Here is a 13,402-nt window from a genome sequence, read left to right as displayed (position 1 = left end):
TTGGGCGCAGGAGAGGTGGTCATGCTCGACGCTGTCGCGGAGTTTTTCGGCGATCTGGTGCGTGCCCTGATGGAGGGTCGCGGCTTCTGGTACATGTTCGCCTATTTCTTCGGGCTCATGCTGCTCGAGCGCGCGCTCTACCTGTTCCAGGAGCGGCACCACTGGAACGAGGCGGACGCGCGCGCCAACGTGAAGAACGGCGTCTTCACCGCGCTGGTCGACGCAACCCTCGGCGCTCTGGTGTTCGTGACGATCTACACGTTCATCTTCGACCATCTGCGGCTGTTCACCTTTCCGCTGACGCTGTGGGCCTTCGTGCTGGCCTGGCTGCTGAACGACCTGGCCTATTACGTCGATCATCGCATCGCCCATCGCACGGGGCTGTTCTGGGCACTGCACCACACGCACCACTCCTCCAACGAGATGAACATCCTGGTGGCGCAGCGGGGGAACGTATTCCTGCTCGGCGGGACGACGGCGCCGTGCTATTTCGTGCTCGCCCTGCTCGGCGTTCCGCTGGCCATGTTCGCCACCGTCAAGTTCTTCGGGAACCTGTGGGGCATCTTCAACCACACCCGGCTTGTCGACCGCATGGGACCGCTCGAACACGTGCTGGCGACCCCGTCCAATCACCGGGTGCACCATGGGGCCGACGCCAAGTACCTCGACAAGAACTACGGACAGGTGCTGATCATCTGGGACCGGCTGTTCGGTACTTATCAGCGCGAGGAGGAGCCGCCGCGCTTCGGCCTTGTCACCCCGCTCGAGAGCTACCGCCTGTGGGACATCCAGACCTCCGGGCTCCAGTGGCTCTGGGGCCAGCTGAAGCGCGCCGAGACCTGGCGCGACCGCTGGAACTACCTGTGGAAGCCGCCCGGATGGAGCCATGACGGCCGGCACGAGACGAGCGAAACGGTGCAGCAGCGGGCCGGCATCTCGCCGTCGCCACCGCCGCGGGCGTCCGCGTGGCAGGCGCAATGACGGTTCTGCGCACGCCCGAGGAACGGTTCCGCTCCCTGCCCGGCTACGCCTTCGCGCCGCGTTTCGTCATGCTGCCGGGCGAGCCGCCCCTGCGCATGCACTATGTCGACGAGGGAAACGCCGGCGCGGGTGTGACCTTCCTCTGCCTCCACGGACAGCCGACCTGGTCCTACCTCTACCGCAAGATGATCCCGGTGCTGGCGACCGCGGGGCGGGTGGTGGCGCCCGATCTCATCGGCTTCGGCCGTTCGGACAAGCCGGCCGACGACGGCTTCTACACGTTCTCGCGGCATCGCCGGTCGCTGCTCGATTTCATCGATGCGCTGGACCTGCGCGACATCACGCTGGTCTGCCAGGACTGGGGCGGCATCCTGGGCCTGACCCTGCCGATGGAGCGGCCGGACCGGTTCACCCGCCTTCTCGTGATGAACACGGCGCTCGGCACCGGCGATAAGCCCCTTGGCCGCGGGTTCGAGGAATGGCGGGCATTCAACCGCTCCCGGCCGGATCTGGACATTGCCGCCCTGATGAAGCGAGCAACGCCGGTTCTCACCGACGCGGAGGCGGCCGCCTACGCCGCGCCGTTCCCGGAGGCCGCGTTCAAGGCCGGCGTGCGCCGGTTTCCGGAGCTGGTCCCCGCCACGCCCGATGCCGACGGCGCGTCGATCAGCCGGCGGGCGCGGACATGGTGGCGCGAGGAGTGGTGCGGCGAGAGCATGATGGCCATCGGCTGCAAGGACCCGGTGGTGACGGTCGCCGCGATGGAGGGCCTGCGCGGCGGCATCCGCGGCTGTCCCGAACCGCTCAGGATCGAGGAGGCCGCCCATTTCGTTCCCGAATGGGGTGAACCCATCGCCCGCGCGGCTCTCGAACGGTTCGGCCTCGCTCCGGCCTAGCTGGCGGATGGCGGCGGGAAGCCTTACGAGGCGGCATGTTCGCCTTTTCCATTGCCGTTCTCGACTGGATCGGCCTCGTCGTCTTCACCATCACGGGGGCGCTGGTCGCGTCGCGGCAGCAGATGGATGTCGTGGGGTTCGTGCTGCTCGGCACGGTGACCGGCATCGGCGGCGGCACGGTGCGCGACCTGCTGCTGGACCGGCACCCGGTCGTGTGGATGGAGCGGCCCGAATACCTCGTCGCCTGCGTGGCGGTGGCGACGGCGGTGTTCTTCACCGCGCACCTCGCCTCGTCGCGGCTGCGCCTGATCCTGTGGTTCGACGCCGCGGGGCTGGCCCTGTTCGCCACCGTGGGCGCCTCCATCGCCCTGGACCACGGCGCGGCGCCGGTCGTGGCGGTGACGCTGGGGGTGATCACCGCCACGTTCGGCGGCATCATCCGCGATGTCCTCGGCCAGGAGGATTCGATCATCTTCTCGCGCGAGATCTATGTCACGGCCGCGCTCGCCGCCGCGGCGACCTATGTCGCGCTGGCCGGAACAGGCGTGCCGCGCGATGCGGCGACCGTCGCCGCGCTGCTCGCGGGGTTCGGCCTGCGCGCGGGCGCGCTGCTGCGCGGCTGGTCGCTGCCCCGGTACCGGGCGCGGCCGCCCGCTCGCTGATCAGGCGCGCAGCACCTCCCCCAGCGCATCAAGCAACCACGCCGTGGCCGGACCGGGCGTGCAGTCCTTGCGCCACAGCGCATGCAGGCGATACGGCACCGTCTCGCCTTCGGGCAGCGGCAGCCGGCACAGCCTGCCGGCGCGCAGGTCGTCTTCGACCAGGTGGCGGGGCATGTTGCCCCACCCGCTTCCCTCCAGCAGGAGCGCATGCTTCGCGCCGAGGTCCGCGAGCCGCCAGGTGCGCGGGCTCAGCACCGAAAAATCCCTGCCCCGCGTCAGCGGCGAGCGGTCGGTGAGCACGAGCTGGAGATATTGCTGCGCGTCTCCGGGCGCCATCGACCCGCGCCGCGCCAGCGGGTGATCGGGCGCCGCGACGGGCACCAATTCGACCGCGCCGACCTCCTGCCGCGCGAGTTCGGGCAGGTCGAGGAGGTCAGGCCCGGCGATGGCGAGATGCGCCTGCCCGTCCAGAACCAGCCCCGCCACCGCGCCCAGCGCCTCCACATGCAGCCGCAGATCGGTCAGCGGGAACGCCTGCTGGAAGCTGCGCAGGACGCCGGCGACCCGCTGAAGGGGCACCATCACGTCCACGGCGAGCGCCACCTCCGTCTCGATCCCCTGGCCGATCGCCCGCGCCCGCGCCATCAGCGTGTCCGCCTCCGCCAGCACCGCCCGCGCATCAGCCAGCAGCGCCCGGCCGGCCGGCGTGAGCTGGGGGCGGCGCGGGTTTGCCCGGTCGAACAGCGTCACGCCGAGCTGCGCCTCGAGCTGGCCGATGCCGTAGCTGATGACCGACACGGCCCGGCCGAGCTGCCGCGCTCCGGCGGCGAAGCTTCCGGCGTCGACCACGCCGACAAGGATCCGCAGCTGGTCGAGCGTGGGCTGGCCGATGATCATCATTCGATTTCCTGGAACATCTTTTCGCACTTTATCCGGGTTATCTAAATGTTCGGCAAGGCGCACATGGAGGGCGAACACGGAACGAGGAGCCACGCGATGATCGACCTGCGACCTTTCCACACGCTCGGCGCCGCCAACCATGGGTGGCTCGATGCGCGCCACCACTTCTCCTTTGCCGGCTATCACGATCCCGCGCGGGTGCATTGGGGTGCGCTCAGAGTGTGGAACGATGACACCATCGCCGCCCAGTCCGGTTTCCCGCCGCACCCGCACCGCGACATGGAGATCATCACCTATGTCCGGGAAGGCGCGATCACCCACCGCGACAGCCTCGGCAACGAGGGACGCACCGAAGCCGGCGACGTGCAGGTGATGTCGGCGGGGAGCGGCGTCACCCATTCCGAATACAATCTGGAAGACGGCGAAACCCGCATCTTCCAGATCTGGATCATCCCCGATGCCGCAGGCGGCACGCCGGGCTGGGGTGCCCAGCCATTCCCGCGCGGTGAGCGCGCCGGACGCCTCGTGCCGCTCGCCTCGGGAATGGCCGGAGACGAGGGTGCGTTGCCGATCCGCGCCAATGCCCGCGTGCTGGGCGCCACGCTGCGGGCCGGCGAACGGGTCACCTACGCCACGGCGTCCGACCGGCACCTCTACCTTGTGCCGGCAGCCGGCCGGGTGCGGATCGACGACACCGAAGTCAACGCACGCGACGGCGCGGCCATCACCGGCGTCGAGCAGGTGACGATCGAAGCGCTGGACGACAGCGAAATCGTCATGGTCGACGCGGCCTGACCGGCAGCAACCCCCAAAGGAGAACACCCATGTCCAGACCCTATGACACCGCCATCATCGTCGGCAGCCTGCGCGCGGCCTCGGTCAACCGCCTCGCCGCCGAGGCGCTGGTGCGGATCGCGCCCCCATCACTGGCTATGCGCTTCGTCGAGATCGGCGACCTGCCGCTCTACAACGAGGATCTGGAGGAGTCCGGTCCGCCCCTGCCATGGACGCGGTTCCGCGACGAACTGGCCCGCGCCGACGCGGTGCTGTTCGTCACGCCCGAATACAACCGCACCGTACCCGGCGCGCTGAAGAACGCGATCGACGTCGGCTCGCGGCCCTACGGCGCCAGCGTGTGGAGCGGCAAGCCGGCGGCCATCATGACCCTTTCGCCGGGCGGCATCGGCGGCTTCGGCGCCAATCACAGCCTGCGCCAGTCGCTCGTCTTTCTCGACATGCCCGCCATGCAGCAGCCCGAAGCCTATGTCGGCGGCGCTTACGGCCTGTTCGACGATGACGGCGCGTTCAGGAGCGACGACACGCGGGCGTTCTTCGCCCGGTTCATCGACGCGTTCGGCAACTGGGTTGAACGGACGGCTGCGCCGGCAGCGAGGAGCGCGTCGTGACCGCTATGCCGGCCCTGTTCATCGGGCATGGAAGCCCGATGAACACTCTCGACGACAACGCCTTCACCCGGTCGTGGCGGGCGCTCGGCCGCATGCTGCCGCGGCCGCGGGCGATCCTGTGCGTCTCGGCGCACTGGTATTTCGGCGCCACGGCGATCACCGCCATGCCGCGCCCGCGCACCATCCACGACTTCTACGGCTTCCCGGAGCCGTTGTTCGAATTCGACTACCCGGCACCCGGCGATCCCGATCTCGCCGGAGAGATCGTCGAGATGGTCAAGCCGGACTGGGTGGGCCTCGACCGGGACCAGTGGGGGCTGGATCACGGCACCTGGTCCGTGCTCGCACACCTCTATCCAGAGGCAGACGTCCCGGTGCTGCAACTCTCGCTCAACGCGCTGCGGCCGCTTCAATACCATCTCGACCTTGCCCGCAAGCTGGCGACTCTGCGGCGGATGGGTGTGCTGGTGCTGGGCAGCGGCAACGTGGTCCACAACCTCAGGATGCTCGACTGGCAGCGGCCCGACATGGGATATGACTGGGCGCGGCGTTTCGACGAGGCGGCGATGCGGCAACTGGCCGAAGACCCGGCGGCGGTGCTGACGCTGGCCGACCACCCCGACCACGCGAAAGCCGTGCCGACGCCGGACCACTTCATCCCGCTGCTCTACCTCGCCGGCATGGCCGCGGAGGAAGGGCTGCCGGTCGATCCGTTGCTGCAAGGCTATTCGATGGGCGGGATCAGCATGACCAGCTACGGGATCGGCGTCGAGCCGTCATCGCTCGAGGCGACGCCCGAGGAGGTCGGCGGCGCCGCGCGCGTGCCGCAGGCCGTGCCCGCGGTGGAGACGAACACATGAGGGAAGATGGTGAGCCCTGCTGGGTTCGAACCAGCGACCTAGTGATTAAAAGTCACGCGCTCTACCAACTGAGCTAAGGGCCCACGCCGCCGCGAAGCGGATGCCCGTTCACCTAGTGAGGGGGCGCGGACGGGTCAAGCGGGCGAGAAGGTGGCGTGGCGTCAATCCGGTGGCCGGATCGCGCCAGAGGGGTGCGACGGCCGCCAGCGGCCGCAGAACGAAGCAGCGGGCACGGAATGCCGAATGGGGGATGGTCAGGTCGCGGCTGCGCCACCCGCCCCCGCTCCACAGGACGATGTCGCAGTCCAGCACCCGCGCGCTCCACCGCTGGCCTCCGGGTCGCCGTCCGAGCCGCCGCTCCAACTCCTTGAGCGCCGCCAGCAGGGCAAGCGGTTCAAGTGCCGAAGCCAGAACGAGCGCGCCGTTCGCGTAGCGCCGGCGGGAGGGTCCGAGCGGCGCCGAGCGCAGCACGGGCGCAACCGCCTCGACCTCGCCCAGCGTCCGCAGCAGGCGCACCGCTTCGGCCAGCACGCGCTCGGGCGGACCGAGACGGACATGCCGCCGGTTCGAGCCAAGCGCGATCGCGTAACGTTGAACAGGCTTCAGACGTCCTCGCAGATGCGGCCGTAAAGCTGCGGGCGCCGGTCGCGGAAGAAGCCCATGCCCGCCCGGTGTTTGGCAGCGGTGGCGAGGTCCAGCGTCTCCACCAGCACGCCCGTCTCCTCCCGCCCGAACTCGGCAATCTTGTCGCCCCATTCGTTGGTGATGAAGCTGTGGCCGTAGTAGGTGTGGCCGTCACCTGCGCCGCCAGTCTCGGTGCCGATGCGGTTGGCGGCGACGACCGGCATGCAGTTGGAGACGGCATGCCCCTGCATCGCGCGCTGCCACATTCGGCTGGTGTCGAACGAGGCATCATAGGGTTCGGACCCGATGCAGGTGGGGTAGAACAGCACCTCAGCCCCCATCAGCGCCATCACCCGCGCGCATTCGGGATACCATTGGTCCCAGCACACGCCGACCCCGATGCGGGCGCCGAACACGTCCCACACCTTGAATCCGTCATTGCCGGGGCGGAAGTAGTACTTCTCCTCGTAGCCCGGCCCGTCGGGGATGTGGCTCTTGCGGTAGGTGCCGATGATGTCGCCATCCGGGCCGACCATGGCGAGCGTGTTGTAATAGTGGTGCCCGTCACGTTCGAAGAAGCTGGTCGGAATGGCGATCTTGTGGCGGCGCGCCAGCTCCTGCATCGCCAGCACGCCGGGATGCTCCGCCGTCGGGCGGGCGCGGGCGAACAGCTCCTCCTCTTCCGTCTTGCAGAAGTAGGGGCCGGTGAACAGTTCGGGCGGCAGCACCACCTGCGCGCCCTTGCCCGCTGCCTCCTCCACCAGCGCGGCAACCGCGGCGATGTTGGTCTGCTCGTCCTCGGACCCCAGGGCGAGTTGCAGCGCGGCGACGGTCAGCCGGGTCATGCGCGAACCGTTGTCAGCGGGCCTTGCGGAACAGCAGGGTCATGCGGTCGCTTTCGCCCAGCCCGCGCAGATCCTCGCGCTGCGTGCGCAGGATCGGCGGCATTTCCCACACGCCCTCGGCATGGTTGGCCGGATCGCGCGGATTGGCGTTCGCCTCGCTCGCACCCACCAGTTCGAAGCCGTTGAGCCGCATGAGCGCGATCACGTCGTCCTGGCGCATGTAGCCCTTCGAACCGTTGGCGTAGCTCCACGGCGCGTCGGCGCGGGCGCGGTGTTGTTCCACCCCGATCATGCCGTCATCCTTCAGCAGATCGCGCATGGCGCGCAGCTCCGTGTCGGCAATGCCGCGCCCGTGAAGATTGTGCATCATGCGGGCGATGATGATCCGGTCGAACGTGCCGCGCTCGTCCGCGGGCACCGCGTCAAGGGTGTAGGCCGCAAACCGGTCCGCCGGCAGGCCGGTAAAGCCCGCCACGTCGGCCGGGAACTTGGCCGCGGCCGCGCGCAGCCGGTCCTGTCCGGCGGCGTCGGCAGCCGTACTCGTGGAGAAGAACAGACCTACCAGCTCGCCCTCTCCGCCGAGGTAATGCCCCAGCAGGCGCGAGAACCATCCGCCCCCCGGCGCGTACTCGCCGACCTTCATGTCCGGCGCCACCTGCCAGAAGGCCAGTGTTTCCTCCGGATGCCGGTAGGCGTCGCGCGCGCGGTCCTCGGCCCGGGTCGGGTGGTTGATGGCGCCCGCCAGCGCCTCTCCGTGCTGGCGCAGGAACGTCTCGGTCGCGGCGCCGGCAGGTTGCTCCGCCTCGTGCCGGTAAGAGCCGGCGGCGGCAGGAACAGCGAGCAGGGCGGCGCCGGCAAGCGCGGCGCAAAGGGTCGGGCGCATCAGCATGTCTCCGGTGGGTCGATGGCGGCGCATCCTAGTCGAAGCTCGTCCGGTGACAAGCGAGGTCTGCCGCCCTACCTGACCGGCAAAGGAGTCGAGGCGATGGAAGAGCAGGCGATCGTGGCGGGCGGGTGCTTCTGGTGCACGGAGGCGGTGTTCCGCGACGTTGTGGGCGTGAAGGATGTCGAGAGCGGCTACATCGGCGGCGACGTGGCCAACCCCACCTACAAGCAGGTGTGCTCGGGCACGACCGGTCATGCGGAGGCGGTGCGCGTGACCTTCGACCCTGATGCCCTGAGCTATGGCGACCTGCTCGACGTGTTCATGGGCACGCACGACCCGACCCAGCTGAACCGGCAGGGGAACGACATCGGCACCCAGTACCGCTCCGCGATCTTCCCCGTGACGGACGGACAGCGTGCGGAGGCGGAACAGGCGATCGCGCGCTGGAATGCCGAGCATCCGGGCGAGAGTGCCGTGACGACCATCGAAGGCCCGGCGCAGTGGTACCCGGCCGAGGATTACCACCAGGAGTACTGGGAGGGCGAAGGGCAGCGCAATCCTTACTGTCTGGCAGTGATCCCGCCCAAGCTGCAGAAGCTGCGCCGCAGCTTTGCAGAGCGGGTGCGGGGCGGACAGTGACCGGGCGCTGAAAAAGATTTCTTCGGTATTTCGCGCATTTGCGCGCTTTGCGACAAAGCTGTCATCTTCAGCAGGAGCCTGCCAGAAAACTGTCATCGACCGCCGATAGCCGGGCTGCAGGCAAGGCGGAGGAGCGCCGGGCCGACTCGCCGGACGGACGCCCCGCCCGGCTGTCGAGGGGACAGTTTTCGTGACACACATCCATCGCACAATCGCGCTCGGCTGCAGCGTGCTGGCACTGGCCGCCTGCGGCGCCGACGACATCGCTTCGCCGGGGACCGGCGGCAACATCACCATCAACAACCCGCCGGCACCCGCGCCGTCGCCCACAACGCCGCCGCCCGCGGCGGGCGTCACTCCGGCCGCCGGGTGCCCGACCATCGCCAATCCCGCGCAGCTGACCGACGCCGGCACGATCACCGGACCGACCGGCACCTACCGGGTCTGCACCATGCCGGCGCGCTTCACCGCGTCCACCACCCTGCCCTACGTCCCGGGCCTGCTCTACCAGATGAACGGCCGCGTGGATGTCGGCACCGATGGCGGTCCGGCGCCGAGCAGCGCCGACACGAACGTCGTGCTGGGCATCGAGCCGGGGGTCACCGTATTCGCCAGCGGCGCCTCGTTCCTGATGGTGAACCGCGGCAACCGCATCAACGCCGTCGGCACGGCCGCGCGCCCGATCATCTTCACCAGCCGCGACAATGTGCAGGGACTGAATGTCGGGCGCGAAGCCTCGTCCGGCCAGTGGGGCGGCGTGGTGCTGGCCGGCCGCGCGCCGACCACCGACTGCATCGCCCCCGGCGCGACGCCCGGCACCGTCAACTGCGAGCGGCAGGTCGAGGGCGCGGCCCAGCCGGCCCTCTATGGCGGCGCGACGCCGAACGACAATTCGGGCGTGATGCGCTATGTGCAGATCCGCTACTCCGGCTTCGTGCTGTCGGGCGACAACGAGCTTCAGTCGCTCACCACCGGCGGCACCGGCACCGGCACGCAGCTCAGCCATATCATGAGCTACAACAGCTCGGATGACGGGGTCGAGTTCTTCGGCGGCTTCGTCAATATGAAGTATCTGGTGGTGGTCGGCGCCGAGGACGACAGCATCGACGTTGACACCGGTTCACAGACGAACATCCAGTACACCATCGCCGTCCAGCGGCAGGGTGCGGGCGACTCGATCATCGAGCTGGATTCGACCAATCCGTTCGTCGACAGCCTGCCGCGCACCAATCTCCAGATCAGCAACGCGACCTTCATCGCTCGCAACGCCGCGGCCGCGCCGGTGCTGCGCCTGCGCGGCGGCGCCGACTTCACCCTCGCCAACGCGGTCGTGGTGTCCGCCGGCGGCCCGGGCTGCCTGCGGATCGACGATGCCGCGACCATCCGCGCCGCCGATGCCGCGCTGCAGGATCGCGGGCCGCCGCGGTTCGAATCGGTCGTGCTCGATTGCGCCACCGCCTTCGTCAACGGCTCGGGCGGCGGTGCCACGGCGGCGCAGGCCGAGGCGATCTTCCGCGTCGGCAGCAACAACCGCTCGCCGTTCACGAACACGCTCACCCTGACCTTCGTCAACGGTGCCAACGAGGCAGGCGTGCCGGCCTTCAATCCGGCCGCGCTCTCGACCTTCTTCGACAGCGTGAGCACCATCGGCGCCGTGCGGGACGCCAACGACACCTGGTACCGCGGCTGGACCTGCAATTCGGCCACCGCGAATTTCGGCCAGAGCAGCACCGGCAGCTGCGACAGCCTGCCGGTCTACACCAGCTGACCGCAGCCGGGGCGGCCACCTGGCCGCCCCGGCCCACTTCCAAGACCGAACTGACACCGTTTCGAAGGGCATTGACGATGGCGACTGGCACGCGGCTGTTCCGGCTGCTCATGGGGGGAACGATCCTGTCGCTGGGCAGCCTCGTCGTCCCCGGCGCGCTCATGGCCCAGGGGACGGTCGGACAGCCCGGCACCACCGGCATGCCGCTGCCCCCGGCGGAGCAGACGCAGGCCGATGACGAAGCGACCGAGGTGCCCGGCCCGGACGTGGGCGAGGAAGGCGCCGGCGACCGGCAGCCGGACGTCTCGATCCCGGGCGGTGGCAACGAGATCGTCGTCACCGGTCGGCGCATCCGCGACATCACCCGCAGCTCGTCGCAGGTCATCTCCGTGCTGTCGACGGAGCAGATCGCCCGCACCGGCGAGGGCGACATCGCCGGCGCGCTGGGGCGGGTCACCGGCCTGTCCATCCAGGGCAACGGCTTCGTGTTCGTGCGCGGCCTTGGCGACCGCTATTCGCTGGCGCTGCTGAACGGCCTCGCGCTGCCCTCGCCCGAACCGCTCAGCCGCGTGGTGCCGCTGGACATCTTTCCCACCAACATCGTCGCGTCCAGCCTCGTGCAGAAGACCTACTCGGCCAACTTTCCCGGCGAGTTCGGCGGCGGGGTGATCAATCTCACCACCCGCGCCGTGCCGGACGAGCCGTTCCTGCGCATCGGCGCCGGGATCAGCGGCGACACGGAAACGACCTTCCAGAACGGCCTTGCCTATTACGGGTCCGACTTCGACTGGTTCGGCTTCGACGACGGCACCCGCAAGGTGCCGCCGGCGCTGCAGGCTTTCTTCGACAGCGGTGAGCGGCTGTCCGACTTCTCCCGCGCGCAGCAGGGCGAGATCATCAAGCAGCTCGGCAATCCGAACCTCGTGCTCCTGCAGAAGATCGACCATCTTCCGGCGAACTGGAGCGCCAGCATCAGCGGCGGCACCTCCACCGACTTCGGCGACAGCGGACGGCTCGGCGTCATCGCCACCGCCTCGATCTCCAACCGCTGGCGCAACCGGTTCATCACCGCGCAGACGGCCATCAACTCCGATCTCGAGCTCGACACCGACTTCCGCGACATCGTGACGGACAACCGGATCCTCGTGAACGGCCTGCTCGGCCTCGGCCTCGAACTGGGACAGAGCCGGCTGCGCTGGACGAACCTCTACATCCGCGACGTAGTAAAGCAGTCCTCGCTGTCGCAGGGCGAGGACTTCCAGACGGGCTTTTCGGAACAGGCGGCGCGCACCGGCTGGTTCGAGCGGCAGCTCATCAACACCCAGGGCGTGGCGGAGCTGCGCTTCGGGCCGCTGTCGGTGGACCTGCGCGGCGGCTATGCGCAGACCGACCGCGAGGCTCCGTACGAATACCTGTTCGAATATGTCCGCTCCAACAACGCCGCCGATCCGCTCGGCAACACGTTCATCAACGTGCTCGACCGCCAGCGCGGCACGGCCGCCGTGGTGTTCTCCGACCTCACGGAGAAGCTCTACACCGGCGGGGTCGATCTGAGCTACGCGCTCAAGGACCGCATCCGCGTCACGGGGGGCTACGCCTACACGCTGACCGACCGGTATTCCGAGCGGCGCGAGTTCCTGATCAACGCTCCGACGAGCTTCGATCGCGCCGCCGGCGCGCTGCGTCCCGACCTGCTGCTCGGCGATGCGCTCGTCGACTTCTACGAATTTAACCTCGTGGAAACGACCCAGGCCGATCCGGCCTTCACCGCCGAGCTGGAGATCCATGCCGGCTATGCGCAGGCGAGCCTCTCCCCGTTCGACGGGCTGACGGTGGATGTGGGGGTCCGCTACGAGGACGCGCGGCAGGAGGTGAACCCCGTCATCCTCAACAACGCGCCGGTGAACGAGGCGAGCGGCACGCTGCTGCGCAACGATTACTTCCTCCCGGCGTTGACGGTCACCTACGTGCCGGCCGACGGCGTGCAGCTGCGCGCCGCCGCCTCGCGCACCATTGCCCGGCCGCAGTTCCGCGAGCTCATCTTCCAGACCTACTACGACCCGGAAACCAACCGGCAGTTCAACGGCAACCCCTTCCTCAAGGACAGCACCCTGACCAACGCGGAAGTGCGCGCCGAATACTACTTCGGACGCGGCAACCGGGCGAGCGTGGCCGGTTTCTTCAAGGACATCCGGCGCCCGATCGAAGCCTATTCGAGCTTTTCCGACAATGACCAGCTGACCAGCTTCGCCAACGCGCCGAGCGCCCGGCTGTACGGGGCGGAAGTGGATCTGCAGTACGGGCACGATCTGACCGGGCTGGGAGGCTGGTTCACCACCAAGCAGCTGATCGCGGTGGCGAACTACACCTTCACTCAGTCCTCGATCTCCGTGCGCGAGGGCGACACGACCAACGTCTTCCCCGGCGGCACCCGTCCGGCGAGCGACTTCTTCATCGACAGACGGCCGCTGACCGGCCAATCCGATCACCTCGTCAATCTCCAGCTCGGGCTCGAGGACACCGAACGGCTCCAGCAGGTCACGCTGCTCCTGTCCTATGCCAGCAAGCGCGTGACCAGCCGCGGCACCAGCGGCCTGCCCGACATCGAGGAGGATCCGGGACTGCGGGTCGATCTCGTGGCGCGCGAGGCGGTCAATTTCCTCGGCCTGCCGCTGGAGCTGAAATTCGAAGCCCGCAACATCTTCGGCCGCGGCAATTTCGAGTATCAGACCAACGGCGTGCAGCGGATCGAGGTGAACAGCTACGAGGTCGGTCGCTCGATCTCGCTGTCGGCCGCCTACGACTTCTGAGCAGCGCGCGCGGAAGCGCGGCACCGCGCACCCGCCGCTCGCGCGGTGCCCCAACCCGGCGCGTCGCGTCGCCCCACGCGGCCGGACTCGACGCCGCGCCCCCGTGGTGCTTTGATCGCCGCAGA

13 protein-coding genes and 1 tRNA gene are annotated in these 13,402 nt (G+C 68.8%); 9 read left to right on the top strand and 5 right to left on the bottom strand.

Features of this window, described 5'->3' with window-relative positions; all coding sequences use genetic code 11:
• The first annotated feature begins 21 nt into the window (after positions 1-21).
• Genes ETO60_RS10385 through ETO60_RS10375 form a run of 3 tightly spaced genes read left to right on the top strand, consistent with a single transcriptional unit; the run spans position 22 to position 2,539 of the window.
• A complete protein-coding gene (locus ETO60_RS10385) occupies positions 22-981 on the top strand; it encodes a sterol desaturase family protein (protein ID WP_130005413.1) in 960 nt (319 codons plus the stop codon).
• Entirely contained in the window at positions 978-1,877 is a 900-nt protein-coding gene (locus ETO60_RS10380) for a haloalkane dehalogenase (protein WP_130005411.1), read from the top strand. Before ETO60_RS10385 ends, ETO60_RS10380 begins: the two co-directional genes overlap by 4 nt.
• A gap of 35 nt (positions 1,878-1,912) precedes the next feature.
• On the top strand, positions 1,913-2,539 hold the full coding sequence (locus tag ETO60_RS10375; protein ID WP_130005409.1) for a trimeric intracellular cation channel family protein: 627 nt from the start codon (positions 1,913-1,915) through the stop codon (positions 2,537-2,539).
• On the opposite strand, the gene ETO60_RS10370 is transcribed toward ETO60_RS10375, so the two are convergent.
• A complete protein-coding gene (locus ETO60_RS10370) occupies positions 2,540-3,439 on the bottom strand; it encodes a LysR family transcriptional regulator (protein ID WP_390612794.1) in 900 nt (299 codons plus the stop codon).
• A 96-nt stretch (positions 3,440-3,535) separates the two neighbouring features.
• On the opposite strand from ETO60_RS10370, the gene ETO60_RS10365 reads away from it, so the two are divergent.
• The 3 genes from ETO60_RS10365 to ygiD are packed head-to-tail and all read left to right on the top strand — an operon-like array spanning position 3,536 to position 5,705.
• Positions 3,536-4,234 carry a pirin family protein gene (locus tag ETO60_RS10365; RefSeq protein WP_130005478.1) on the top strand — a complete coding sequence of 233 codons (699 nt, stop codon included), beginning with the start codon at positions 3,536-3,538 and terminating at the stop codon, positions 4,232-4,234.
• Positions 4,235-4,263: 29 nt separating this feature from the next.
• Positions 4,264-4,845, top strand: a complete 582-nt coding sequence (locus tag ETO60_RS10360) for an NADPH-dependent FMN reductase (protein ID WP_130005407.1) — start codon at positions 4,264-4,266, stop codon at positions 4,843-4,845.
• 5 nt (positions 4,846-4,850) lie between these two features.
• Complete coding sequence (gene ygiD, locus ETO60_RS10355; protein WP_130005476.1) at positions 4,851-5,705, top strand: 4,5-DOPA-extradiol-dioxygenase; 855 nt, start codon at positions 4,851-4,853, stop codon at positions 5,703-5,705.
• 7 nt (positions 5,706-5,712) lie between these two features.
• On the opposite strand, the gene ETO60_RS10350 is transcribed toward ygiD, so the two are convergent.
• From ETO60_RS10350 to ETO60_RS10335, 4 genes are all read right to left on the bottom strand, one after another.
• Positions 5,713-5,788: transfer RNA gene (locus ETO60_RS10350), tRNA-Lys, on the bottom strand.
• 25 nt (positions 5,789-5,813) lie between these two features.
• Positions 5,814-6,236, bottom strand: a complete 423-nt coding sequence (gene folK, locus ETO60_RS10345) for a 2-amino-4-hydroxy-6-hydroxymethyldihydropteridine diphosphokinase (RefSeq protein WP_234026451.1) — start codon at positions 6,234-6,236, stop codon at positions 5,814-5,816.
• A gap of 71 nt (positions 6,237-6,307) precedes the next feature.
• Positions 6,308-7,174 carry an N-carbamoylputrescine amidase gene (aguB, locus tag ETO60_RS10340; RefSeq protein WP_130005405.1) on the bottom strand — a complete coding sequence of 289 codons (867 nt, stop codon included), beginning with the start codon at positions 7,172-7,174 and terminating at the stop codon, positions 6,308-6,310.
• A 13-nt stretch (positions 7,175-7,187) separates the two neighbouring features.
• The gene (locus ETO60_RS10335; protein WP_130005403.1) at positions 7,188-8,057 is read right to left on the bottom strand and encodes a class I SAM-dependent methyltransferase; all 870 of its coding nucleotides are present in this window, start codon (positions 8,055-8,057) and stop codon (positions 7,188-7,190) included.
• Between the two features lie 102 nt (positions 8,058-8,159).
• On the opposite strand from ETO60_RS10335, the gene msrA reads away from it, so the two are divergent.
• The 3 genes from msrA to ETO60_RS10320 all read left to right on the top strand — a co-directional run bounded on the left by msrA (position 8,160) and on the right by ETO60_RS10320 (position 13,277).
• The gene (gene msrA, locus ETO60_RS10330; RefSeq protein ID WP_130005472.1) at positions 8,160-8,699 is read left to right on the top strand and encodes a peptide-methionine (S)-S-oxide reductase MsrA; all 540 of its coding nucleotides are present in this window, start codon (positions 8,160-8,162) and stop codon (positions 8,697-8,699) included.
• Positions 8,700-8,889: 190 nt separating this feature from the next.
• Positions 8,890-10,467 (top strand): hypothetical protein, encoded by a 1,578-nt coding sequence (locus ETO60_RS10325; RefSeq protein ID WP_130005401.1) that lies wholly within the window; start codon positions 8,890-8,892, stop codon positions 10,465-10,467.
• A gap of 77 nt (positions 10,468-10,544) precedes the next feature.
• Complete coding sequence (locus tag ETO60_RS10320; protein ID WP_130005399.1) at positions 10,545-13,277, top strand: TonB-dependent receptor domain-containing protein; 2,733 nt, start codon at positions 10,545-10,547, stop codon at positions 13,275-13,277.
• The last annotated feature ends 125 nt before the right edge of the window (positions 13,278-13,402 follow it).

The sequence above is a fragment of the Qipengyuania thermophila genome, from assembly GCF_004153605.1.
Taxonomy (GTDB): Bacteria; Pseudomonadota; Alphaproteobacteria; order Sphingomonadales; family Sphingomonadaceae; genus Qipengyuania_B; species Qipengyuania_B thermophila.
Note: the sequence above shows the minus strand (reverse complement) of the source record. Positions and strands in the feature narration are given on the sequence as shown.

Coding starts and splice junctions, on each gene's coding strand:
- ETO60_RS10385 (WP_130005413.1), top strand. CDS start 22: ATGCTCGACGCTGTCGCGGAGTTTTTCGGCGATCTGGTGCGTGCCCTG.
- ETO60_RS10380 (WP_130005411.1), top strand. CDS start 978: ATGACGGTTCTGCGCACGCCCGAGGAACGGTTCCGCTCCCTGCCCGGC.
- ETO60_RS10375 (WP_130005409.1), top strand. CDS start 1,913: ATGTTCGCCTTTTCCATTGCCGTTCTCGACTGGATCGGCCTCGTCGTC.
- ETO60_RS10370 (WP_390612794.1), bottom strand. CDS start 3,439: ATGATGATCATCGGCCAGCCCACGCTCGACCAGCTGCGGATCCTTGTC.
- ETO60_RS10365 (WP_130005478.1), top strand. CDS start 3,536: ATGATCGACCTGCGACCTTTCCACACGCTCGGCGCCGCCAACCATGGG.
- ETO60_RS10360 (WP_130005407.1), top strand. CDS start 4,264: ATGTCCAGACCCTATGACACCGCCATCATCGTCGGCAGCCTGCGCGCG.
- ygiD (WP_130005476.1), top strand. CDS start 4,851: ATGCCGGCCCTGTTCATCGGGCATGGAAGCCCGATGAACACTCTCGAC.
- aguB (WP_130005405.1), bottom strand. CDS start 7,174: ATGACCCGGCTGACCGTCGCCGCGCTGCAACTCGCCCTGGGGTCCGAG.
- ETO60_RS10335 (WP_130005403.1), bottom strand. CDS start 8,057: ATGCGCCCGACCCTTTGCGCCGCGCTTGCCGGCGCCGCCCTGCTCGCT.
- msrA (WP_130005472.1), top strand. CDS start 8,160: ATGGAAGAGCAGGCGATCGTGGCGGGCGGGTGCTTCTGGTGCACGGAG.
- ETO60_RS10320 (WP_130005399.1), top strand. CDS start 10,545: ATGGCGACTGGCACGCGGCTGTTCCGGCTGCTCATGGGGGGAACGATC.